Annotated in this window: 18 protein-coding genes; 8 read left to right on the top strand and 10 right to left on the bottom strand. The window is 45.3% G+C overall.

Annotated elements, in window-relative coordinates; genetic code table 11:
- Positions 1-25 precede the first annotated feature (25 nt).
- The 5 genes from ACJJIT_RS15315 to moeB all read right to left on the bottom strand — a co-directional run bounded on the left by ACJJIT_RS15315 (position 26) and on the right by moeB (position 5,738).
- Positions 26-1,705 carry a class I adenylate-forming enzyme family protein gene (locus tag ACJJIT_RS15315; RefSeq protein WP_444898934.1) on the bottom strand — a complete coding sequence of 560 codons (1,680 nt, stop codon included), beginning with the start codon at positions 1,703-1,705 and terminating at the stop codon, positions 26-28.
- Entirely contained in the window at positions 1,702-3,615 is a 1,914-nt protein-coding gene (locus ACJJIT_RS15310) for a CoA transferase (protein ID WP_444898933.1), read from the bottom strand. Before ACJJIT_RS15310 ends, ACJJIT_RS15315 begins: the two co-directional genes overlap by 4 nt.
- Positions 3,616-3,836: 221 nt before the next feature.
- Positions 3,837-4,109 carry a MoaD/ThiS family protein gene (locus tag ACJJIT_RS15305; RefSeq protein WP_252084778.1) on the bottom strand — a complete coding sequence of 91 codons (273 nt, stop codon included), beginning with the start codon at positions 4,107-4,109 and terminating at the stop codon, positions 3,837-3,839.
- Positions 4,110-4,130: 21 nt separating this feature from the next.
- Positions 4,131-4,541, bottom strand: a complete 411-nt coding sequence (locus ACJJIT_RS15300; protein WP_252084779.1) for a Mov34/MPN/PAD-1 family protein — start codon at positions 4,539-4,541, stop codon at positions 4,131-4,133.
- 27 nt (positions 4,542-4,568) lie between these two features.
- On the bottom strand, positions 4,569-5,738 hold the full coding sequence (gene moeB, locus ACJJIT_RS15295; protein ID WP_444898932.1) for a molybdopterin-synthase adenylyltransferase MoeB: 1,170 nt from the start codon (positions 5,736-5,738) through the stop codon (positions 4,569-4,571).
- Between the two features lie 527 nt (positions 5,739-6,265).
- Here moeB and ACJJIT_RS15290 point away from each other — a divergent pair.
- The 4 genes from ACJJIT_RS15290 to ACJJIT_RS15275 are packed head-to-tail and all read left to right on the top strand — an operon-like array spanning position 6,266 to position 11,644.
- Complete coding sequence (locus ACJJIT_RS15290; RefSeq protein ID WP_444898931.1) at positions 6,266-7,276, top strand: class I SAM-dependent methyltransferase; 1,011 nt, start codon at positions 6,266-6,268, stop codon at positions 7,274-7,276.
- A gap of 52 nt (positions 7,277-7,328) precedes the next feature.
- On the top strand, positions 7,329-9,656 hold the full coding sequence (locus ACJJIT_RS15285; protein ID WP_444898930.1) for an efflux RND transporter permease subunit: 2,328 nt from the start codon (positions 7,329-7,331) through the stop codon (positions 9,654-9,656).
- A 20-nt stretch (positions 9,657-9,676) separates the two neighbouring features.
- Positions 9,677-10,453, top strand: coding sequence for an outer membrane lipoprotein-sorting protein (locus ACJJIT_RS15280; RefSeq protein WP_444898929.1), 777 nt, complete (start codon positions 9,677-9,679; stop codon positions 10,451-10,453).
- Between the two features lie 9 nt (positions 10,454-10,462).
- Positions 10,463-11,644 (top strand): hypothetical protein, encoded by a 1,182-nt coding sequence (locus ACJJIT_RS15275; protein WP_444898928.1) that lies wholly within the window; start codon positions 10,463-10,465, stop codon positions 11,642-11,644.
- 116 nt (positions 11,645-11,760) lie between these two features.
- On the opposite strand, the gene ACJJIT_RS15270 is transcribed toward ACJJIT_RS15275, so the two are convergent.
- From ACJJIT_RS15270 to argS, 3 genes are all read right to left on the bottom strand, one after another.
- Positions 11,761-13,230 carry a nucleoside hydrolase gene (locus ACJJIT_RS15270; protein WP_444898927.1) on the bottom strand — a complete coding sequence of 490 codons (1,470 nt, stop codon included), beginning with the start codon at positions 13,228-13,230 and terminating at the stop codon, positions 11,761-11,763.
- 205 nt (positions 13,231-13,435) lie between these two features.
- Positions 13,436-14,323 carry a dTDP-4-dehydrorhamnose reductase family protein gene (locus ACJJIT_RS15265; protein ID WP_444898926.1) on the bottom strand — a complete coding sequence of 296 codons (888 nt, stop codon included), beginning with the start codon at positions 14,321-14,323 and terminating at the stop codon, positions 13,436-13,438.
- 163 nt (positions 14,324-14,486) lie between these two features.
- Positions 14,487-16,223, bottom strand: coding sequence for an arginine--tRNA ligase (argS, locus tag ACJJIT_RS15260; RefSeq protein WP_444898925.1), 1,737 nt, complete (start codon positions 16,221-16,223; stop codon positions 14,487-14,489).
- Between the two features lie 135 nt (positions 16,224-16,358).
- Between argS and sbcB the strand changes: the two genes are divergently transcribed.
- The 4 genes from sbcB to ACJJIT_RS15240 all read left to right on the top strand — a co-directional run bounded on the left by sbcB (position 16,359) and on the right by ACJJIT_RS15240 (position 21,339).
- On the top strand, positions 16,359-17,810 hold the full coding sequence (sbcB, locus tag ACJJIT_RS15255; protein WP_172975478.1) for an exodeoxyribonuclease I: 1,452 nt from the start codon (positions 16,359-16,361) through the stop codon (positions 17,808-17,810).
- Positions 17,811-17,920: 110 nt separating this feature from the next.
- Positions 17,921-18,937 (top strand): aspartate carbamoyltransferase, encoded by a 1,017-nt coding sequence (locus tag ACJJIT_RS15250; protein WP_252084788.1) that lies wholly within the window; start codon positions 17,921-17,923, stop codon positions 18,935-18,937.
- A 118-nt stretch (positions 18,938-19,055) separates the two neighbouring features.
- Positions 19,056-20,489: an NfeD family protein gene (locus tag ACJJIT_RS15245; protein WP_444898924.1), complete on the top strand. Its 1,434-nt coding sequence runs from the start codon at positions 19,056-19,058 to the stop codon at positions 20,487-20,489.
- An 85-nt stretch (positions 20,490-20,574) separates the two neighbouring features.
- Positions 20,575-21,339, top strand: a complete 765-nt coding sequence (locus ACJJIT_RS15240) for a slipin family protein (RefSeq protein ID WP_252084790.1) — start codon at positions 20,575-20,577, stop codon at positions 21,337-21,339.
- Between the two features lie 77 nt (positions 21,340-21,416).
- Here ACJJIT_RS15240 and pgi read toward each other — a convergent pair whose 3' ends face one another.
- Positions 21,417-23,039, bottom strand: a complete 1,623-nt coding sequence (gene pgi / locus ACJJIT_RS15235) for a glucose-6-phosphate isomerase (protein WP_444898923.1) — start codon at positions 23,037-23,039, stop codon at positions 21,417-21,419.
- Positions 23,040-23,350: 311 nt separating this feature from the next.
- Positions 23,351-23,545 carry a hypothetical protein gene (locus tag ACJJIT_RS15230; RefSeq protein ID WP_252084792.1) on the bottom strand — a complete coding sequence of 65 codons (195 nt, stop codon included), beginning with the start codon at positions 23,543-23,545 and terminating at the stop codon, positions 23,351-23,353.
- Positions 23,546-23,836: the final 291 nt, after the last annotated feature.

Genomic DNA, 23,836 nt, shown 5'->3' with positions numbered 1-23,836 from the left:
TGGGGTATCCAAAATGGTAGCAAAATTATGTTACAGTATCGTATTCACTATTCCTTGATTGTTCTCTGCTCTTTCCCAATGAAGAGATATTTTCCACAAGCATTTTTTTATTAATTTTTCCGGCAGGGGTCATCGGTAGTTGCCGGTAAAATTGCAGATACTCTGGTAGTTTATTTACTTCCAGGCCTTGATCCCTAAGGTAATCATTAATTTCATTAAGTGAGAGAAGATCTGAACCTTCGCGCAGAGTGATACAGATACAAACTCTTTGGCCAAGATCTTCGTCTGGTACAGGAATACAAGCTGCACTTATAATCTCAGGATGAGAGGTTGCAATTTTTTCAATTTGAACAGGGCTAATATTCATTCCGCCCCGAATAATGATATCTTTTTTTCTCCCGAGAAGAATAAGATATCCATTATCATCAATACAACCCAGATCACCAGTATAAACCCAGCCTTCATGATCCCTGTAAAGTGAGTCTAGATCTGGGGCATTTACATATTGCATCGGCGTCATTGGCCCTCGCCCAGCTATTTCTCCGATCTCCCCTTGAGCCAAAGGTTGCTTTTGATCATCTACAATTCGAATTTCACAAATACTAGGATTTGGACGTCCAACGGATCTACAAATAGAATCTAAAGAATCTTCCAATGTATTATGACAATTAATACCATCGGCTGATCCATAAAGGCTAATAATTCTACAGTCAAAAGCACTAACACAGCGATAAATTGTCGCTTGATCAATAATGGCGCCACCACTGACAATAGCCGTAAGACACGATAAGTCAGTTTTTTGTAGTTCAGCAGCCGCTGCCATACGCTGAAACATGGTGGGAACACCAAAAATATGACTTGGTTTATGTTGCTGTATAGCCTCTATAGCAGTAGTTATATCAAACTTTGGAAGAAGTACTAATGAACCTCCCATCCAGGAAAGCACGCCAAATGTCGCACTAGAGCCAAATGCAGTACCCAAAGGCATAAGGTATAATGCACGAAAGTCTCTATTGGGCTTAGTAATTCTTTCTAAAAACCGTCCTCTTCCACCCAATATAGCATTGTGTGAATAAGCAACTAATTTGGGTTCTGATTCAGTACCTGAAGAAATAAGAAACCTTACGGGGCTATTAGGGCATACTTTGATCGGTGTTTTAAGCGGATCATTTATAAATAATTCATCAAGATCATTCCAGTTAGTTTCACTGGATGCTGGTTTATCACCTTGGACGATAAATGTTCTCAATGATAATGCATTTGGACGAATCGATTGAATTATTTCACAGTAATCTATATCTGCATAAGATCTTTCAGTAATCAATGCTCTGGCATTAGTACGCTTGATAACAGATTTAATATCAAGGCTGCCTCGCCCAAGTGGAATCGGGCAGACAACAGCACCGATTGCAGCACATGCAAGATCAATAGCACATGATCGCCAGGAGTTGACCAGCTGATAAACAACAACGTCCCCACTGACAATCCCCAATTTTAAAAAACTATTAGCAAGCCGGGCTGCGGATTCAGATAATTGGCTGTAAGTTGTTATTGTATCTTTCTCAAGTACTGCGGGTTTATTTGGTTGTTTTATAGCGTTTTCGCAAAATTTTTCATAAACAGTTTGCTCGGGATAATATCCTTTAGAAGTCCAATCCTGTCGCACCGTAATGGGCACTATATCAATCACACCTGTATTGTTCATTTGAATCTCCATGGCGTGGTTACACGAGAATAATTTGAGGTTTGAAAGTTTTCTTTAAAGCGAGGCTGCTTGGGTAGCTCTTCGAGTGACTCTATTACTTGACTACATGGGATGTTATGTTTCTCAAAAATAAATAACCACTCTTGAGCATTTTTGTCTTCAAGAATTTTCTCTAATTTTTCATCTATGTTCGAATGTTCTAAATCTCTGACCGTCAAATTTATTTCATCTAGCAAAGGAATTAGTTCATTAGGTGAGGAGAACTCTAGGATGATATATCCATCTAAGGTCTTGAATAGCCTTCCTTTCTGAAATTCAGGCTTTTGATGTTTTTCCCTAATAGATTTAATAATTGGTTGGGTTAAAAGTGTCGCGCTTCCTAGTAATGAGGTATCTACACGACATCCCTGGTTATTAAAAAATTTACGGAATAGACCTAAGGTGGTTCCTTGAGCTGAAATTATCCCACCAAGAACATCGAGGGCTGTATATAGGGTGCCTCCATTATTCTTATTATTATGTGAAAGCTCACTAGCTAGTCCAGAATAAGCCTGTACGGTGAAATCAGTACCAGGATAGTGCACATCGTTATCTAGAATTCCCCATCCACCGGCATAGTTATAAACAATATCAGGGTTTACCTTTTTCAAATGTTCGTGATCGAGTTGTAGTTGCTTGGCTTTTCCTGGAGCCCAGTTATGAATAAAGACATCCGCAGTAGATACTAATGAAAGAACTTCAGCGCGACCCGCAGGTGTTTTAATATCGATTTCCCGAACCTCTTTAAGATGGTTTAGTGCGTCAAATCGCGCTGAACAATCTCCAGCAAGAGGAGGCATTCCTCGTAATGGGTCACCACCAGGTGGCTCAATTCGTACTACCCTAGCTCCCAATAAGGCTAGTAAATGGCCAGCTATAGGCCCTTGAATCCGTCGGCAGGATTCGATAACAGTAAGTCCACTCAAAGGTTTACTTTGGTCAGTAATAAAGTTATTTGAAGTATCTTGATTTAAAATATTTTCTGAAGAATCTTTGTATATATCATTATTAATAACTTCAGGTCTAAGTTGCCATGGGCCTCGTTCCAATAAAATAGATATATCTCTATCAGTGGACCTTTCTAAAAGTGTTCTCTGACGACATACTGCGACCCCCGATTCACTTGCTAACAATTCAATATCTTTAAATTTACAAGAAGAAATTTTTGATATGAGGGTTCTTGGCAGATATGATGTTGCTTTCGCATACCGCTGCAGAAATGACTGCCAACCTTTGCTCATATCCTCCTGGCTGATCCCAAGAGCACTCCAGAATCGACGCCAAGGTTCTGGAGAAAGAGTTTCTAATTCAAAAAGCACACCATCTGCTGAACAGAAAGGTGGTCGTTGAGAATGATCGTGTACTCCGGGAGGAATATTCTCCGCATATTCATTTACAGTTGCACCAGCAAGGTATTGCCCAACACACAATAACCCTGCAGATACCATGGAGGTTTGAAATCCTCTCGAATTTAATCCGCGTCTATGGCCTATAGCGGTGGCTATACAGCCTAAAAGAGTTAAAACAGCTGATGCGCTAGATAGATAGGGAGCATTCAAGGCATCTATTCCACCAATGGAACGTCCATGAACCGACATCAAGCCAGTTGCGGCTTGAATCACAGACTCTGAGCCTTGCCGTAGGGGATCATCTGACCAAAAAGAGAAAAGGTTTTCCTGAGTTCGTCTATCTGAAGATATAAATTTGAATGGAAAATTTACATCACTATTTAAACTTAAATCATTTTCTACTTGAATTCCTAACGCATGGCACTGATACTGAAAAGTATTTATTGTTGACTGTAGGTGAACCGGAACTTCTTTAAAGTTACCAATAATTGTACAATCGCTAAGAAATTTATCCATTTCCATAATTTATATACCACCAAAATCTGTTGCCAGTAACACAATCAATCAATCAATTAAATTAATTGAGGTCGTTATTTAAGAGCAACAAGGTAACTCTGGTTATTTCTCTACCGGTTAGATTAGGTATCACTATATAATGTAAAAAGGTGAGTCGATAATGCCGACCACCTTTTTCAGATGTTAAGGTTTTTTACAGTTTTTTACAGTTTTTTATTTGTTTTTAATTAACCACCTGCGACAGCTGGAAGTATAGTAATGACATCGCTTGATTTTATGTCTGTAGCTAATTGGTTTTTGAAGCGAATATCATCTTCATTTACATAAATGTTCATAAATTTGTGAACTTCCCCTTCTTTTAATAAGCGGTCTCTGATCCCTGGATATTGCGATTCTAGAGATTCTATTAACTCTTTGACTGTTTGTCCTTCAGACGTTACTTCTTTTTGATTGTTAGTTAGAGTTCGTAAAATAGTGGGAATCTTTACTTTCACTGACATGCTTTTATCTGCCTATTTGTTTTATTGCGATACTACGTTAATTGTTTCTTCGATGGCCTTTTTGTCTACTATGCGATAGCTACGCACTTCACCAGGTTTACCCCCAGTTGTTGAAACCAAAACATAACTGGCATCAGGATACCAAGCATGTTGAATATCTTCTTTACTTGGAAAGGCGCGGGAGTTTGTATGTGAGTGATAGAACACCATTGGCACTTCATTTTTTTCTTCCATTTCTTGCCAGACCTTAAACTGTTCTTTAGGGTCAAAAGCAAAAAAATTTTCAGAGCGTGCTGCATTTTGCATCGGCACTATTCTATGGGGTACTTGATTATCTTTTTTACCAAGAATAATGCCGCAAGCCTCTATAGGGTGCTCAGCAAGTGCTTGATTCATAATAGATTCTATATGTACATCTAAAATCTTCAGCATAGTAAATTTCCAGTCTGTGCTTTAGTGTTAATAAGCTGGAAGTTCAGGTTCAATATCTTTAATCCAGGCAAGAATGCCTCCATGGAGATTGTAAAGATTAGTGAACCCCTGATTTTCTAAAGCGGCCAGAGCTTGTCTGGATCTTCCACCAATTTTGCAGTGTAAAACTATGAAGGTGTTTTTATCTACCGACTCTAATCCACGCCCGGCTAGAATGTCAGCTTTAGGAATATGAATAGCACCTTCAATACAGCAGATGTCTCGCTCTCCGGACTCCCTTACATCAATCAGCAGATGCGATTTTCCTATCTGCCGAATTTTATGCAATTCAGTGGGTGTTAAAGTGGGAATTTCTTCTTGTGCTTGCGAAGGCTTAGTTAGTCCGCAAAAAAATTCATAGTCACAGAGTTCTGTAATTGGTTGTCTATCGGGATTACGATAAATGGGTAATTTACGGAAGGTCATATCCAGTGCATCATAGACCATCAATTTCCCAATAAGAGGACTCCCAATACCGGTGAGTAGTTTTATGGCTTCAGTCGCCATAATTGAGCCTATTGCTGCGCATAGGACTCCTAACACCCCTCCCTCCGAACAGGAAGGTGCATGCTCAGGGGGGGGCGGCTCTGGATATAGATCACGGTAGTTGATTCCTATATCGCCAGGAGCATTTTCCCAAAAAACAGAGGCTTGGCCTTCAAATCTAAATATTGAACCCCATACGTAAGGTTTTTTGGCCATTACGCAAGCATCATTGACTAGGTAACGAGTAGCAAAATTATCTGTTCCATCTAAAATAAGATCATAATCTGAAATTATTTCTAGAGCATTTGTCCTATCTAGACGTGTTTCATGCAGTTCAACATGAACGAAAGGGTTGACCTCTTGAACTGTTGCTTTTGCGCTATCGAGTTTATTTTCACCTATATTGGATTGGCCGTGGATAACTTGACGCTGAAGATTAGAGGCATCTACTGTATCATAATCTACGATACCGAGTGTTCCTACTCCCGCTGCAGCCAGATACAGTAATGCCGGTGATCCGAGTCCGCCTGCACCAATAATCAAAACTTTACTGTTTTTTAACCGTTTCTGCCCATCGATTCCAATATCTGGCAACAGTAGGTGACGGCTATACCTCTCCATTTCTTGTTTACTGAGTTCGTGAACGGGGCTGACAAGCGGGGGCAGTGTCATTACGTAGTCCTTGTTATATCTTTTATCTATCGAATTTGATTATCAAACCGTTTTTTATTGAGGTTCGATATAAAATTAGGCTCAAGATTTTGTCATATCACGAACAGTCGAAAGGGTTAACGGCGTTCAGCAATTGATATTCCTTCGCTCCTGTAATGATAGGAAACGATTGCAGAGCAGCCTATTGTGTTCTCATAAAGCAAGTATCAAGGAGCGATGTGAATCCTGAAGCTAATTTTGTTTACAGGTTACTTTGAAGCAAATAAGAACTCTGGAATTAGATTTAGATCTGTTTTGTATCTATAGCTATTTATTGCGTTTTCTACTTAACCTTGTTACCAATTTGTCAATAAATGGCTTAAAGCTTTAGTTATTAGCTTTTAAATTTTATAAATAATTTAATCTGACTTTGTTTAGAAATCTCAATTGTTAATCGCTGGGTTTTCAGGTCATCTGTCTTATTGGGTAATCTTTGATTATAAAGTTTGTGATTAGATATCTATTGTCAGAAAATATTGGAATTATCAATGTTGTTTAATAAATCCTCCTTTGGGGATGATGCTCAATTTTTTTTATTTGATACTCTAGTGGCTCCTTTACGGTGGGAGATTCTATCAGCAGGGATAAAACTTAAAATATTTGATTATCTGCAGGATGCACGTACAGTTAAGGACGTTGCTCTTCACTTTGATTTTCTAGAGAACCGGGCTGAACTTTTCCTTAACTCAATGGTTTCAATAGGGTTGATTAATAAGTTTAAAGGAAAGTATCAAATAAGTAGCTCCTATCGTTCTTTATTAACTTCTGGTTCCGATTCTTCTTTGTGTGGGTTATTGCAACATCTCAGTCAGATAAAGCATGTAAGTGAATCTGAGATTATTGACCTCCTGAGCAGTAAGCAACAGAAGAAAAATGGCCCTACTATGAAAGATCCAGAATTTTGGAACGATATGATAGAAGGCCTTAGGTTATTTCATTTATCAGTTAGAAATTCAATAGTTTTAGATGTTCTAATGTCACAGCCTAACTGGTCTGATGTTAATCATATATTGGATCTCGGAGCAGGTTCAGAGCAGTTGGCTATAGATCTACTTTCGGTTAAGCCAGATCTTAAAGTAACAATTTTTGATTTGCCTGGTATTGCCTCTCTAATTAAAAATCAAGTTTTTCAAAAAGCACAGATAAATGTTTTAGAAGGTGATATGAACACAGCTTCTCTAGGGAGCGGATATGATTTAGTTTTTGCTTCGATGGTCTTATATTACGCCGATGATCTTATTCATACCTTAGAGAAAATACGTCAATCTCTTAATCCTGGTGGAATGTTCCTTAGCTTTCATGAAAAGCTGAACAGCGAAAGAACATCTCCTGAATTTCACATTGTTGGTCGTATTCACGCAGAACTAAAGTTGGGTCCACTCTCTTTATCTGCTGGTTCAGTAGAAAAAGCTCTTGCTGAAGCTTGCTTTAAAGATATCTTTACTCAAGTCTTGAAGACACCGTTTGGTGATATCGAGCTGGTGAGTGGAATTGCTTAGTAATGGTTACTAATTTTTGTTAGAAAAATATTCTCTTGGGAGACCATATATAATGGAGCAACTATTTAGAGGGATTCTATCGCGTCCAAAATTGGTATTGTCTGTTTTTTTGCTTTTTTTTGTTGCCTGTACAGTTGGTGCTAAAAACCTTTTTTTTCGTGGTGATTATGCAATTTTTTTTGACGATTCGAATAAAGAGCTTCAGGCGTTTAATGAGATTGAAGGTACCTTTAACAAGACTGACAGTTTGGCGATAATTATAGCGCCAGAAACTGGCGATATTTATACTGAAAAATATCTCGAATTGATAATGCTCCTCACAGAAGATGCTTGGAATATTCCTTATTCCAGTAGAGTGGATTCCATTGCCAACTATCAGCATACTGAGGCTCAAGAAGATGATCTTTTAGTTGAAAATCTCGTATTCAAGAATTATCCGTTAAATACAGAATATATTAATAAAGTTAAGTTTGTTGCTGAGAATGCCCCAAGGCTTAAGGGGGCCTTGGTTTCAAAAACAGGTGATTCCGCAGTTATTAATATCACTTTTCAATTGCCGTCAGGCGATAAGACCGCTCGAGTAGCTGAAATCACGGACCATTCAGATAGGATGCTTGCTTCCTATCAAGAGTCATACCCTGATGTTTCATTTCATCAGGCTGGCATCGTTGCTATGAACTCTTCCTTTACCAAGGCTGCTCAAAAAGACATTCTCACTTTAGTGCCAGTAATGTTTGCGGTAATTAGTTTATTATTAATTATGACGCTAAGGTCGATCACCTATGTAATTTTAACCTTGGTTATTGTTGTTACAAGTGTAGTGGCAACTATGGGGATTTATGGTTGGGCAGGAATGTATTTGAGCATTGCCACAGTTAATGTTCCCACAATGATAATGACTTTGGCAGTGGCAGATTGTGTACACCTGATTACCTCTGTCAATGAAGGCAAAAGGCAGGGATTGGGGAATCGAGAAGCTGTTGTTCATAGTTTTAAACTGAACTTTATGGCTATTTTAATTACTTCTGTGACGACGGCTATCGGATTCCTAATAATGAATGTTTCTGATTCGCCTGTCTTACGGCATATGGGTAGTTTATCTGCTTTGGGAGTTATGCTGGCTTTTGTTTTTTCGATTTTCCTTTTGCCAGTGCTGTTATTATTGATGCCAGTAAAAGTATATAAGGAAAGAGGAGGTGTTTCTTCTAAATTATTTCAATTGCTACCAAATCTGATAATTCGTTACCATCGAAGTATCTTTTGTGTCTCCACTATTGTGGTTTTGATTGCTGGCTATATGGTGATGCAGAATCGAATAAATGATGAGCCGATAGAGTACTTTGATTCCAGTCATAAATTTAGAATTGCTGCCGATTATATGGAGAACCATATTAGCGGCATGACTAATATTAGTATTGCTGTCAAGTCTGGTAAATCGCAGGGTGTAGTTGATCCTGATTTTATTTCTATGCTAGATGATTTTACAAATTGGCTTCGTATGCAGCCACAAATAGATCATGTTGCTAGTCTAGTGGATACCTATAAAAGGTTAAATAAAAACCTACATGGTGACAAGGAAGAATACTACAAGTTACCCAATGATAGAGAGTTGGCTGCACAATATCTTCTATTGTATGAACTTTCCTTGCCCTATGGATTAGATATTAATAATGAAGTCGATATTGATAAATCAGCGGTTAAACTGCAATTGACAACTAAAAATTTAGGTAGCGGTGAGCTTGTTGATTTTGAAAACAAAATATATGACTGGTTCAGTAGTAATGCTCCACAATATGAAATAGTTGCATCCAGTCCCTCTCTTATGTTCGCACATATTGGAGAGACAAACATGCATAGCATGCTTAAATCATTACCAATTATTTTAGTGTTAATTTCTACACTCTTAGTTATTGCATTAAAGTCTTTGAGGATTGGAATAATCAGCTTGTTACCTACATTGGTTCCAGTTTTATTGGGGTTTGGTTTATGGGCATTTATTTCAGGAGAGGTGAATCTAGGTTTGTCTGTTGTCGTGTCACTTACATTGGGTATTGTGGTGGATGATGCTGTTCATTTTTTGAGTAAATATCAATATTCTCGTCGGCAGGGAAACTCTGTGGAAGAAGCAATATCCTACTCTTTTAATACCGTGGGGCGTGCTCTCTGGGTTACTTCTCTCGTACTGGTTGCTGGATTTCTTGTTCTTGCATTATCTAGTTTTCGATTGAATTCAGATTTAGGTCTTTTAAGTGCTTTAGTGATTACAATTGCCCTAGTTGTCGATTTCTTACTTCTGCCAGCTGTGCTTTTAATTTTTGATAGAAGAACGGATATTGTGCAAGCCAAGGCCAACAATGAGCTTTTGTCTGCTGCCAATTAAAAATATCAATAGGAAAAATCATGATAAAGAATGGAATTTTAACTTGCCTGTTACTTCTTTTGGCTTCCCTCGCGATGGCGAATACCGAAATGGGGCTGGAAATTGCCAAAGAGAGAAAGGTAAGAGATGAAGGCTGGAGAGACTCAATTGCAACTGTCAGTATGTTGTTGAAAAATGCATTGGGTGAAACTAGCTCAAGAGAACTTAGGGTTAGAACTCTGGAAATTGAAGGTGATGGAGATAGAGGATTAACTGTATTTGATGAGCCTCGTGATGTAAAAGGAACTGCTTTTTTATCCTATTCTCACATAAATAGTCCTGATGATCAGTGGCTTTATCTACCTCGGTTAAAGAGAGTTAAGCGAATAGCCTCACGAAATAAATCAGGGCCTTTTATGAGTAGTGAATTTGCCTATGAAGACATGACTTCCTTTGAATTGCAGAAATATAAGTTCAGCTATCTAAGAGAGGAGCTAATAAAGGGAAGGGAAACCCTTGTTGTGGAACAAATACCTACTGATGAGTATTCTGGCTATACAAGGCAGGTAGTCTGGATTGATAAAGATCACTATCAACCAATTAGAACGGAATTTTACGATCGAAAGGGAGAGTTATTAAAAACACTACAATTGGAGGACTATCGCCAATATTTGGAGCAATATTGGCGGGCACATGTTTTGACAATGATAAACCATCAGACGGGCAAAAGTACTGTGCTCACCATTCATGATCTTAAATTTAAAGTAGGGTTGGGTGAAGATGATTTTAATGTAGCGACGCTTAAAAGAATACGTTGATTTTTTACAATGAAGCTACACATATTTAATTGTCTGTTTATTATATTTCTACTTGCTGCCGCCTCTAGTGCTAGTTGTGTCGAATTACGAGGGATTGCTGCAGTTGAGTATCGCCAATTCCTTGCTAGAGGCGAGGTTGGTCAGAAGACCTTTCAGCCTTCTGTTTTTGTTGAACCAGAACTCTATCAATCTTTTTTGAAAGACAGTGCTAGCATCACTGTAGTACCTTTTTTACGGTTAGATGCTTTAGATGATGAACGGTCTCACTGGGATATCCGTGAATTTATGCTGCGATATCACTTTAAAGAGGTAGATCTTGAGGTTGATCTTGGAATAGGTAAGGTATTTTGGGGTGTTACTGAGTCTCAGCATCTGGTGGATATAATTAATCAAACTGACAGTATCGAATCATTAGATAATGAGGATAAACTCGGTCAGCCGATGCTTCATGTTTCATGGATTAAGGAATGGGGAAGTGTTGAGGGTTTTCTACTCCCTTATTTTCGAGAACGTACATTTCCAGGTGAGGATGGGAGACTTAGTTTAGGCGTTGAAAATTCGTCTGCTCAGTATAAGTCCTCGAAAGGGAATAGGCATTTGGATTTTGCAGTTAGATACTCTACTAGTATGAATTCGGTTGATCTGGGGGTAAGCTATTTCCAGGGCACTGGTAGAGATCCTAATTTTATCTATAACCAGCAGCAATTGTTACCTTTTTACCGGCAGATTAGACAGGTTGGAATTGATGCCCAGTGGCTAAAAGGAGATTTTTCTTGGGTTTCCGAAGCTCTGTGGCGTGATACTGGTGAAAAAGAGTACTTTGCAATAACCGCAGGTTTTGAATACAGCCTTGTAGGGATCACTGATACAAATATGGATTTAGGTATTCTAACGGAAGTTTTGTATGATTCCCGTGGACAGAGTGCTACGACAGCATGGCAGCAAGATATTTTTATAGGAACTAGACTTGCAGTTAATGATATCGCAGGGACTGAGATATTGCTGGGGATAACCCAGGATCTTGATTATTTTAATTCCAGAGCTATAAAGCTTGAAGCATCGAGCAGGATTACAAATTCTTGGCTGTGGAGGGTGAATGGATGGATTTTTAATAGTTATGGTAAAGAGGATCCATTGAGTAGTTTCCAAAAAGATGATTATTTAGAGGTAGGTTTAGAATATTATTACTAGTACTTTAGGGTTGACTAATTTCTCAAAATTACCTTATTAAGGATCTTCGAATGCCCCCAATATCCCTCATAACGCTCTGTCAATAGAGTACGGGGGGCTAATTTCAATTTAGTAAATTACAGTCTACATCTAGATCCCTTACGAGCAGAATTAAAACGATCGCGCAGGCGCTCAATCATTGCAGTGCGGGCGGCATCGTGGTTGATACCCATTACGACATTCACTTCTAGGCCCTCGCCGTTTTCAGCAAAAGTGGTTTTACCTACGGTGGGGTCGAAGGTGATGGGGTCATAAGGCGTCATGCTGTCGGCCAGGCCGGCATTTAGCTGGTCGACTTCGATAAACCCAGGTACCAGATCCATCTCCAGAGTTTCAGGCTCCAACAGCACCAGTGCGGCGATAATATCCCACAGGCGAATTACTGCATCCATAGCGAAGTCGCCGTTACCCTGGAAATCTCCACCTTCAAATTCTCGGATGGAGCTGAGCAGTTGGGAGGTATAACAGGCTTCCGGCGTCGCGCGGCGTTCGGCCAGGGCTTCGATAGTGTTGCCCTGCACCTTGGCCATATCGGTGGAGTTGGTGGGCACCAGATAGGTTTCAATATTATTTTCGCTCAGGGCGTCAAAGGCCCACTGTGCACTCAGTGGGTCGAGCAGAATATTGAATTCCTGGTGGGTGCTGAAGTCGCTTTCACAGCCGAAGCTTGGGTGAGAAAAAATATTCCCGCCCAAGTTACGGGATTTATCGCCGAAGCAAGCAGCCTCGTGATTTGCGGTGAAGGGTTCGTAATTTTCAAAGCCGCCGCCCATCATTATCACACGGTCAATTTTAGACAGCTGTTCTTCATTGGCCTTGCCGAGTACACGGGCCAGGGTGGTCAGTTTGCCGGTATTGAAAACGACTGGAGACTGCTCCAGGTTATCCAGCGTTTCCAGGATAATGTCTTCAGCCAGCTCAAAGTTGAAAGAAACACCATTGTTGCCCTGATAGCGATAGTGATCCTGTTTTGCGCGGGGGATCAGATGGTCGGTGCCGTATAGGGTGGAGCCGTTGTCGCGCCAAGGGCCGGGTACATACTGGCCAAAGAGATTAATGCCCATGGCATTGCGGCGCTCCAGATTCCATGTGCCGGTGCTGAAATCGGAGGAGTTGGGCAGCTGGTAATCATCGCGGCCAGTTACAGCGTTGTCGTCATTGACAGGAGCGCTGGAAGCCTTACCGTTAGCCCCGTAAGCGACCTCCTCAGTGGCAAAGTAGGCACCGCGTATCACTTTGGTATCGTTGTTACCCAACCACTCGAGGATGTTGTAAACCGTATTGGCTCCGTGCGCTACAGTATTGAAGGAGTCTTCAACCACTGCCAGCTCCAGGGTGTAGCGCGGGTCTTTGGCAATCAGCATCAATGCTACGGCATCGTCAAAGTTATTGAAGTCGCCGATCCAGATAATCGGTTGGGCATCTTCATTTTTGGTTGCTTGGTGCAGGCGCTTTCCATGACGACCATTATCCGCATGGCAGGAGGCCAGGGTTGCAAAGCTACCAAGAATCAGGGCTCCGGCAGATAGCCAACGTTTTAATTTCATCTATATTTCCCTATGGTTCGAGAGTCTTTAATTGGCGATTTCACGACCCCTCCCTGAGTCGATACATGGCCACTCCTGTAATAACTACCATTAACGCTTGTTAGCTATAAATAGTGCTCAATTACAAAAGTTAATGCCGGCTTATAGGCCGGCACAGGTATATCCCTATACCATTTAATTTCTTTTATTCGTTTTCCATTAGCTTTTAATTCTGGATAAAAGATTTCAGGTTGCGTGCCAGTTGCTGAGGCAATGGTTCAGTCCCTTTGATGCCCAGGTTTGTTAAGCGCGATTTATCCAGCTGACAATTGTAGGGGCGCGGTACTGAAAAATCGGGTTTGCTATCTGCGCTGATATGGTCAGCACTCAATTCGCACACTTTGGCAATAATATGCGCAAGTTCAAAGCGAGTGCAGGCGGTGTCGCCGCTCCACTGATAGATACCTTCAAATTGGATGCCACGCTGGGTTTTCAACAGGCATTGCTCCAATACTTCTGCCACTTCCTCCACACTGGTGGGAAAACGAATTGCCCAGTGATCCAGTGTGACCGGTTTTTGTTCTCGCAGTGTCTCTAATAGGGCGGTAATACCCGATTCCTCCAGGTAGGAGACGGGTCCAAACAGCCAGGGCAATCTTAAAACCCAATGGTTACCGTTTTTCAATACTGCTTCCTCTCCCGCCAGCTTGCTGCGGCCGTAGAAATTCACGGGATTGGGTATGTCATCAGGGGCATAGGGTGGGGCAGAACCATCAAAGACATAGTCTGTGCTGATATACACCAACTGTGCATTGATTTCGCTACAGTGCTTTGACAACAACTCTGTGCTGCTGACATTGAGTTGCCAGGCGGTATCTGGATTGTCAGCACAGCGGTCTGGCCAGCGCTCAGCGGCACAATGGATCACCACTTCCGGCCTGATATCGTTCAGGGAAGCTTTCACTGCGCTGCTATCCGATAAGTCCAGGCGAATTAAGTTTTCGCCTGCGCGACAAAAAGCGGTGCCGATTACGGAAAAAGTAGGTTTGTTGGAAAGTTGTTTAAATACACTACGGCCCAGCAGGCCGGAGGCGCCGGTAATCAGGATTTTCACGGGTTACTTTCCTTTAATTAGACCAGTGGGGAAACGGTGGCCTATGTGGGGTAAAGAATGGTGCAGGATAGTTTGGCTGGAGGCTAGGGAAGCCTGCCCGCCAGAGAGCCGCCCGGCCAGCCAGCCTGCATATTTGCTGGAGGTATGGCCGGGCAAGAACAATTTACATTTGCTCCATAACTTCAATACCGAGCAAGCCGAGGCCAGTCGCGATAGTGCTGGCCACCAGGTTACACAGCTGCAGACGGCTGTGCTTCTGTTCTTCACTTACCCCTTCTTTCAATACCGGGCAGGCTTCGTAGAAGCTCATATAGGCACTGGCCAGCTCGTACAAATAAGTACAGAGCACGTGTGGGAAGGTGTCTTTGGCTACCTGATCCAGTACTTCACCAAATTGGTTCAGTTTTACTGCCAGTGCGCGCTCTTGGGGGCTTTCCAGATTAATATCGCCCTTGAGTTCACTCGCCTCAATACCGGCCTTGCGAAAAATACTGCGCACGCGGGTATAGGCATACTGTAGGTAAGGCGCCGTATTGCCTTCAAAGCTGAGCATGGATTCCCAGCTGAAGATGTAATCGTTAGTGCGGGTCTTGCTCAGGTCCGCATATTTCACCGCGCCGATGCCCACCTTGCGCGCGATTTCCGAACAGGTTTGTGCATCCAGCTCAGGGTTCTTCTCGGCTACCAGTTTTTCTGCTCGCTCCACCGCTTCCTCTAGCAGGGCGGCCAGTTTTACCGTACCGCCGGTGCGGGTTTTAAACGGCTTGCCATCGTCGCCCATCATGGTGCCAAAAGCGCAGTGCTCAAGAGAAACGGATTCTGGTAAAAAGCCCGCTTTGCGTGAAGCGACAAAGGCCTGCTGTAAGTGCAGGGATTGACGGGCATCCACTACGTAGAGAATACGGTCTGCATTGAGCTGGTTTGCGCGGTAGCGAATGGCAGCCAGATCGGTGGTAGCGTATAGGTAACCACCGCCCTTTTTCTGGATAATCATCGGGCTTGGATTGCCTTCTTTATCGGCCATCTCTTCCAGGAAGACTACGATAGCACCCTGGTCCTCTACGGCGATGTCGTTATCCAGCAGTTCTTTAACCAGCACCGGCAGATCGTCGTTGTACTGGCTCTCCGCGTAAACGTCTTCCTGCTTAAGGGTGACATTGAGCTTGGAGTAGATCTCTTCACAGTGGCTGATAGAAATATCGATAAACTGTTTCCACAGTTTCAGGCACTGTTCGTCGCCACCCTGCAGTTTTACAACGTATTCACGGGCGCGGTCTGCAAAACCCTCTTCCTCGTCGAAGCGTACTTTGGCTTCGCGGTAGAAGACTTCCAGATCGGCCAGGGCTACTTCCGCATCGCTATTTGCCAGCTTGTCGGAGAGGTGCGCCAGTAACATACCGAATTGGGTGCCCCAGTCGCCCATATGGTTTTGGCGAACCACCTTGTGACCCTGGAATTCCAGTAAGCGCGCCAATGCATCACCGATAATGGTGGTGCGCAAATGGCCTACGTGCATTTCCTTGGCCAAATTGGGGTGGGAATAGTCGATGACTACGGTTTTGGGTTCTTCAACAGAGGCAATATTGAGACGCTTGTCGCCTTGGGCAGCCAACAGCTGTTGGCTCAGCCACTGTTCACTCAGATGGATGTTTAAGAAGCCAGGACCCGCGATCTCGACCTTTTCGATCATATCGCCCTTGTCCAGCTGCTCAAGGATCTTGCTGGCCAGCTCACGCGGGTTGGTGCCCAGTCGCTTGGCGGCGCCCATAGCGCCATTGGCCTGGTAGTCGCCAAATCCGGCTTTCTTCGCAGGTGCCACAATTGGGCCGCATTCTTCGGGGATACCGGCGGCAAGCATGGCGGCCTGGAATTTGTCGGAGAGGAGTTGGCGAATATTCATAGAGGGTTATAGCTGTCTTAAATTCGTGGAAACGCCGAATTTTAATGGGCGGTGGCGGCTTTGCAACCAGCGAGGGCTGGAGAGCGACTCAAATCTGGGGTCAGGTGTCCAGATGGTGTGGTGCTCAGTGGTATGATGCCGCCAAATTATGGAGGTACCGTGAGTTCTACCACACTTTATTGGCACGATTATGAAACCTGGGGCACAGACCCGGGGGCCGACAAACCGGCGCAGTTTGCCGGTATCAGGACCGACGAAGCGCTGAATATCGTCGGTGAGCCATTGATGATTTACTGCCGTCCCTCGGCGGACTGCCTGCCGCAGCCTATGGCGAGCCTGGTCACCGGCATCAGCCCGCAAAAGGCTCTGGCTAACGGCGTGCCGGAAATTGAATTTATCCAGCGTATCCTCGCTGAATTGGGTGCGCCGGGTACCTGCGGAGTGGGCTACAACAGTTTGCGCTTTGATGACGAAGTAACCCGCTACACCCTGTACCGCAACCTGCTCGACCCCTATGAGCGCGAGTGGCGCTCCGGCAATAGCCGCTGGGACATTATCGACATGGTGCGCCTCACTTACGCCCTGCGCCCGGAGGGTATCCAGTGGCCGACACGCGAAGACGGTGCGCCGTCTTTCCGCCTGGAAGAACTGACCGCAGCCAATGGAATTTCCCACGAAGGCGCTCACGATGCACTCTCTGATGTCCACGCTACGATTGATATGGCGAGGTTGATCCGCAAGCAACAACCGAAGCTTTACGATTATGTTTTCCGCCTGCGCCGCAAGCAGGAAGCCGCCAAGATGATCGATATGCGTGAGCGCCGCCCGCTGTTGCATATCTCCGGCAAGATTTCTGCCAATCATGGGCATTTGACCTACGTGATGCCGTTGGCCAGCCATCCGGTGAATCGCAACGCCGTAATTGTTGCCAATTTGGCGATGGACCCCGAGCCTTTACTCAACCTGGATGCGGATACGCTGCGTGAGCGCCTCTATACCGCTCGCGATCAGCTGGGCGAAAGCGAACTGCCGGTTGGGCTGAAACTGGTGCACTTGAACAAGTGCCCGATATTGGCCCCAGCCAATATGCTCGATGATAAACGTGCCAGTGAGCTGGGCATCGATAGGGCGGTTTGCGAGGCCAACTGGCAGAAGTTGAAAAGCGTTGATCTGACCGAGAAACTGCACAACGTATTTCTGGATCGGGAGTTTCCCCAGAAAGATGTAGAGGCGGATCTCTACGGCGGTTTCCTCAGCGATGCTGACCGTGATATCTGCCGTGAGCTGCACCGCGGCTTGGCAGCCCGCGGGCCCGAAGCCCTGGCTGGCGAAGTGCCATTCAGTGACAAGCGCCTACCCGAGTTATTGTTCCGCATGCGTGCGCGCAACTTCCCAGAGACGCTATCGGACGAGGAACATCAGCGCTGGCAGATCTGGTGTTTCCAGCGATTAACCGATCCCACCGCAGGGGCCTCTATCACCCTCGAAGATTACTTCCGCCAGCTGTCCGAACTGCGAGTACAGCATCCAGAGCGGATATCGCTGATTACCGAGCTGGAAAACTGGGGCGATAGCCTACTCGCCTAATGTGTTGAATCGTGCCAGCGGCCATTCTTTCACTGGGCTCTATTGCGGTGCCCGAGTAGAATGCCGCTCGCGAACACCCGCGCCCACAAGGCGCAATCACTGGAGTAACCATGGACTTTATCGGAGCCAATATTCTGTCCGTCAGCCAGTTCGAACGTGCCGATATAGAGCGCGTATTCGATGTGGCTGACGCCATGACCCCTTATGCAAAGCGCGAAAAAGTAACGCGCGTATTGGAGGGGGCGATTCTCGGCAATATGTTTATGGAGCCGAGCACCCGTACCCGCCTGAGTTTTGGGGCTGCTTTTAACTTATTGGGTGGCACGGTTCGGGAAACTGTGGGGATTACTGCCAGTGCTATGGCTAAGGGAGAATCCCTCTACGATACGGCACGGGTACTGTCGGGCTACAGCGATGTGATTTGTATGCGTCACCCGCAGGAGGGCTCTGTGGCAGAATTTGCCGCAGCGAGTCGCGTGCCGGTGGTCAACGGCGGTGATGGCGCTAATGAGCATCCCACCCAGGCGCTGTTGGATCTCTACACTATTCGCAAAGAGCTGGCCGCCCATGGCCGCACCCTGGATGATTTCCGCATTGCTATGATTGGCGATCTCAAACACGGCCGTACCGTGCACTCCCTGTGCAAGCTGCTGTGCTTATTTGGCAGTGTGCATATCACTCTGGTTTCCCCACCGGAGCTGGCAATGCCCGATGCGATTGTGGAGAAGCTGCGTGAGGTGGGGCACGAGGTAACGGTGACCGACCAGCTGGAATCCTCGATCGCTCATGTGGATATCGTCTATTCCACCCGTATCCAGGAAGAGCGCTTTGCCTCTCAGGATGAGGCCAACCGCTATCGCGGGCGTTTCCGCCTTAACCGGGCGATTTTTACTCGCTACGCAGAGCCCAATACGGTGATTATGCACCCCCTGCCGAGGGATTCACGCGCAGAGGCCAACGAACTGGATACCGACCTGAACGAACATCCGAGTCTGGCGATTTTCCGCCAGACCGATAACGGCCTGCTGGTGCGTATGGCTTTGTTTGCCCTGCTATTAGGGGTGGAACGTCAAGTGGATAAATACGCCCGCGAAGTTAACTGGCATAGCCGTCGCAACCCAGTTTAACGTCACTTTCCTTGTTTTCGGATAACGCCGTTTTTTTCTGTTAATCTGATTGAGTTACCCCGGCCAGAAATACGATGGCTGGCCCGGGTTTCTCCGCAATCGCATCAGGGAAAGATGCATGTCGAATCAGATATCGTCAGCGGTATTCTTGCGCGGCGCGCTCATCCTGACGCTGCTCCTCGTCGTTTTGATTTCAAAAAGTGCCGCACAGGAAAGTACTTCCCCCCATGTGGCGCTGTTGACTATTGATGGCGCCATTGGCCCCTCTACGACGGATTACTTTAAGCGTGCCACTGAGAGTGCTGGTGAGCGGGGTGCCGAGTTAATCATTGTGCATATTGATACTCCAGGCGGTCTGGATGCGGCTTCCCGGGATATTATTCAGCATATCCTTTCCTCTCCTATCCCTATTGCCATGTATGTGTACCCCTCGGGCGCCCGTGCAGCCAGTGCCGGCACCTATATCCTCTATGCCAGCCAGATAGCAGCTATGGCCCCGGCTACAACTCTGGGGGCCGCCACGCCGGTACAAATAGGCGGACCACCGGGAACGCCATCTCCGGGTGGCAATCCGAAAGAGAGCGACCAAAAAGAGGAAAAAGAGAAAGCGAATAAAGACGACGAGGAAGGTAAAGACGAGGACAAAAAGGAAAAGCCATTATCCGGCACCGCCATGGAGCGCAAGATGGTTAATGACTCCGTTGCTTTTATTCGAGGCTTGGCACAACGCAATGGACGCAATGCCGAGTGGGCGGAGAAGGCCGTTCGTGAAGCGGCAACTCTGACCGCTTCGGAAGCGCTAGAGATGAATGTTGTCGATATTGTTGCCAAGAATGACGAGGATTTACTGAAGCAAGTGGCCGGACGTAAAGTATCTCTTGATTCCGGTGAAATTACCATTTCAGCAGAGATTGCCCAACTCCCCATAGAAAATTACGAGCCAGATTGGCGTAATGAGTTACTGGCTCTGATTACCAATCCCCAGGTGGCTTATATTCTTTTATTGATCGGTATTTATGGGCTGATTTTCGAGGGGTATAGCCCCGGCGCTTTTGTGCCCGGCATTGTGGGGATTATCTGCCTGCTTTTGGCATTTTATGCTTTGCAGGTTTTGCCGATTAATTATGCCGGATTGGCGTTGATTATTGTTGGGGCGCTTTTGATTGTGGCGGAAGTCTTTATGCCCAGTTTTGGCGCCTTGGGAATTGGTGGGATTATTGCCTTGGTGATTGGTTCAGTAATGCTGATCGATACCGATGTGCCGGGCATGCAAGTGTCGCGAAAACTCATCGCGGCAATTGCTGGAGTGAGTGGTGTTTTTCTTTTGGGTCTTTTAATGGCGGTGGGCAGGAGTTTGCGCAAACCGCGACTTGCTTCCGATCAGGCCCTGGTGGGACGTGTGGCGGTGGTGAGCAATGTGAGCGAAGAAGAGGTGCTGGTGCACCTCGGTGGTGAAATATGGCGGGCGCACTGTGAGACGCCACTGGAGCCTGGGCAGCGAGTGCGTGTTATCGCCCAGCGTGGTTTGCTGCTCTATGTTGAGCCGGGCTAGTCATTGCGGTTGGCATTCAAATTGGCTTTTGCTGGTGCGAATTTACCCCAGCAAAATTTACAAGCAGTTATAGGGAGAGATAAGCATGGTCAGTTATTTTGTTGGGCTGTTGGTGCTCGCGGTATTACTGCTATTGATGTATGCCATCCGAATCTTGCGGGAATATGAGCGTGCGGTGGTCTTTTTTCTGGGGCGCTTTCAGACGGTGAAAGGACCTGGCCTGATTATCATCATCCCAATTATCCAGACCATGGAGCGCGTGGACTTGCGCACCGTAGTGATGGATGTCCCTACACAGGATGTGATAAGTCGCGATAATGTTTCAGTAAAAGTGAATGCGGTAGTTTATTACCGGGTTGTTAATTCACAGTCAGCGATTATCAATGTTGAATTTTATCATGAAGCTGTCAGTCAACTGGCCCAGACGACGCTTCGATCTGTACTGGGTAAGCATGAGTTAGATGAGATGCTTTCCGAGCGGGACAAACTCAATGTGGATATTCAAAAAATTCTTGATGAGCAAACTGATGCCTGGGGCGTTAAGGTCACTAATGTCGAAATTAAACATATTGACCTGGATGAGAGCATGGTGCGTGCTATTGCCCAGCAGGCTGAAGCAGAGCGGGCACGACGAGCCAAGGTAATTCATGCAGAAGGCGAAGCCCAGGCAGCCTTAAAGTTAACAGAAGCTGCCAATCAGCTATCTCAAAATGCTAACGCCATTACTTTGCGTTACATGCAGACCATGATTGATATTGCCGGAGCAAATAATAGCTCAACCATTGTGTTTCCACTTCCACTGGATTTGATTGAGCCTCTATTGAAACGTGGTGCTGAGGCGCAGAAATAAAGAATTCTCTTTCTCTGTGAAACATATCTAAAAAGGCCACATTTTGATGTGGCCTTTTTAGTGGAGCTATCTGGGTCTTACAAGAGCTTTTCCATCAGAGAGCGAGTTGAACTATCCCAATCCTCGGGAACATTTCTATCTGCGGCATTATAAATCTGCGCACTTAACTGTTTGCCTAGCTCTACCCCCCATTGGTCAAATGGGTTAATTCCCATAAGGCAACCGCTGGTGAATACCTTGTGCTCGTAAAGCGCTAACAGAGCTCCTAGGTGATGCGGGTCTAACTTTTCCAGTATCAAAGTATTACTTGGGCGATTACCTGGAATGGCTTTATGTGGTGCCAGCGCATGGGCTTCGCGGTGGGTATAACCGGCATCTTCCAGTTCCTGGCGGGCTTCGTGCAGGGATTTGCCGCGTAGTAGAGCCTGGCTCTGGCTGATACAGCAAGCCAGTAACCAGCGGTGTTGCTCGCTTAGCTCAGAGGTCGGTTGCTTGATGGCGATAAAATCCGCTGGAATCAGGTCGGTGCCCTGGTGCAATAGTTGATGGAAGGAGTGCTGTCCATTGGTCCCCTCGGAGCCCCAGATCACACTGCCGCTGGGATACTCCAGAGGCTTGCCCTCTTTATCCACGCTTTTACCCAGGCTCTCCATATCCAATTGCTGCATCCAGGCGGGAAATTTGGATAGACGCTGAGCATAGGGCAGAATCACTTGGCTGCTGGCACCCCAGCACTGGCGATACCAGAACTGAATAAGAGCCAGCAATACCGGCAGGTTTTCCTTCAGAGGGGCACTGGCAAAATGGGTGTCCATGCTATGGGCACCAGCCAATAGTTGCTCATAAACGTTGTAGCCGCAGGCCAGGATGATCGGCAGACCAATGGCCGACCACAGTGAGTAGCGGCCACCTACCCAGTCCCACATAGGGAAAATATTTTCTGGGGCAATACCAAAGTCTTGTGCGGCCACAATATTGCTGCTTACGGCAACAAAGTGTTGGGATAATTGTTTTTCAGTGGCACCCGCCGCTAGTACCCATCGACGTGCACTCAGAGCATTCTCTCGGGTTTCCAGAGTGGAAAAAGATTTAGAGGCAATGATAAAGAGAGTTTCTTCTGGGTTGAGACCTTTGAGGGTATTACTGAGGTCGGCACCATCAATATTTGCTACGAAATGTACTCGAATACTTTCCTTGTGCCATGAGCCGAGAGCCTCAACCACCATACGCGGACCGAGATCGGAGCCACCGATGCCGATATTGACGATATGGCGAATAGCTTTGCCGCTGAATCCGAGCCATTTTTGTTGATGGATGCCATCGGCAAATCGCTGCATCTGAACGCGGCAGTCGGCCACGGCGCGTTCGTGTTCAGTTTTTGCCGCTCCCTGAAAGCGAAGGGCGGTGTGTAGGGCTGGACGATGTTCGGTATTATTGACATTGGCACCGTCAAGCAGGGCAGCAATCTGGCTACTCAAATCCTGATCTTCGGCATAGTCGAGTAACAGTTGCAGAGTGTCCTGCCGCAGGTGATTTTTACTGAAGTCCAGATAGATACCAGAGGCTTCACAGCTAAAACTGGTTGTGCGCTGGGGATCGGTGGCGAAAAGTTCGCGTAAAGACCACTTTTGTTGTTTGAAATGAAATTGGAGTTGTCTGATTGCGGAGGCACGGCTCAGGGCCAGAGTTTCACTTGTCATGGTGGTCGTAAATAAACTCTCTTATGAGTAATTTTTTTCGGTCTTCCCAAGCTGAACGGCGCTTGGTGTCGAAGGGTTGGCAATCCTAACTTATTACTTTCGCGGGACCAGTATCTGAGACGGTACAGTCTATTACAAGAAAAGAGTCTTCGCTAAGAATGGGGGAGAGAAAAAACAAATGCCGCTCGTTAAAGCGGCATTTGGTGGTGATCCATACTAAATAATGCTTTGTTACTTGTGTGTCTGTCAGTGTAAATTTAGTCAAAACCTCATTTAGTATGAATCACCACGCTGTTCTGCTTGAAAAGATTTTACTTCACCACTTTCATGCAGCGTACTCTGTCAGAAGCCATCCAGCAGTCAGCATCTGCAGGGCAGGCCATGGAAACTGGAATTTGTTCAGCACCTGGTGGGCAGTAAGCTGGCGGTGCCGGAGGGCTACAGCAACCTGCTAGAACCAGTGCACTGATAATACCGATTAAGTACTTGGCTGGAGTGAAATTCATCCCCTAACTCCTTTCCGTTGATGTTAGCCATTAGCATAGCCAATAAAACGTCACCTGTTGGTCAGCTTTGTAAAATGTGTTTTACAAATAAGCCGCCTAATTGAGTGTAATAGGCGCAGGAAAAAAATAGCTGTCAGGTGCAAAGTCAGGAAGAAGCTTGCGCCAATTTGTGGGGTTTTAGGCTGTAAAAATAGCGTTTTCTTTCTGAGACGCTGCTAAGTGTATTGTTTTTTGTGGCGGCGGAGGGCGTTGGAATTTATTTTTTTAATGTTTTTTGTTGCAGTTTTCTTT

Source organism: Microbulbifer mixtoriginis (SeqCode) (assembly GCF_052467515.1).
This window is presented reverse-complemented; position numbering and strand designations above follow the sequence as displayed.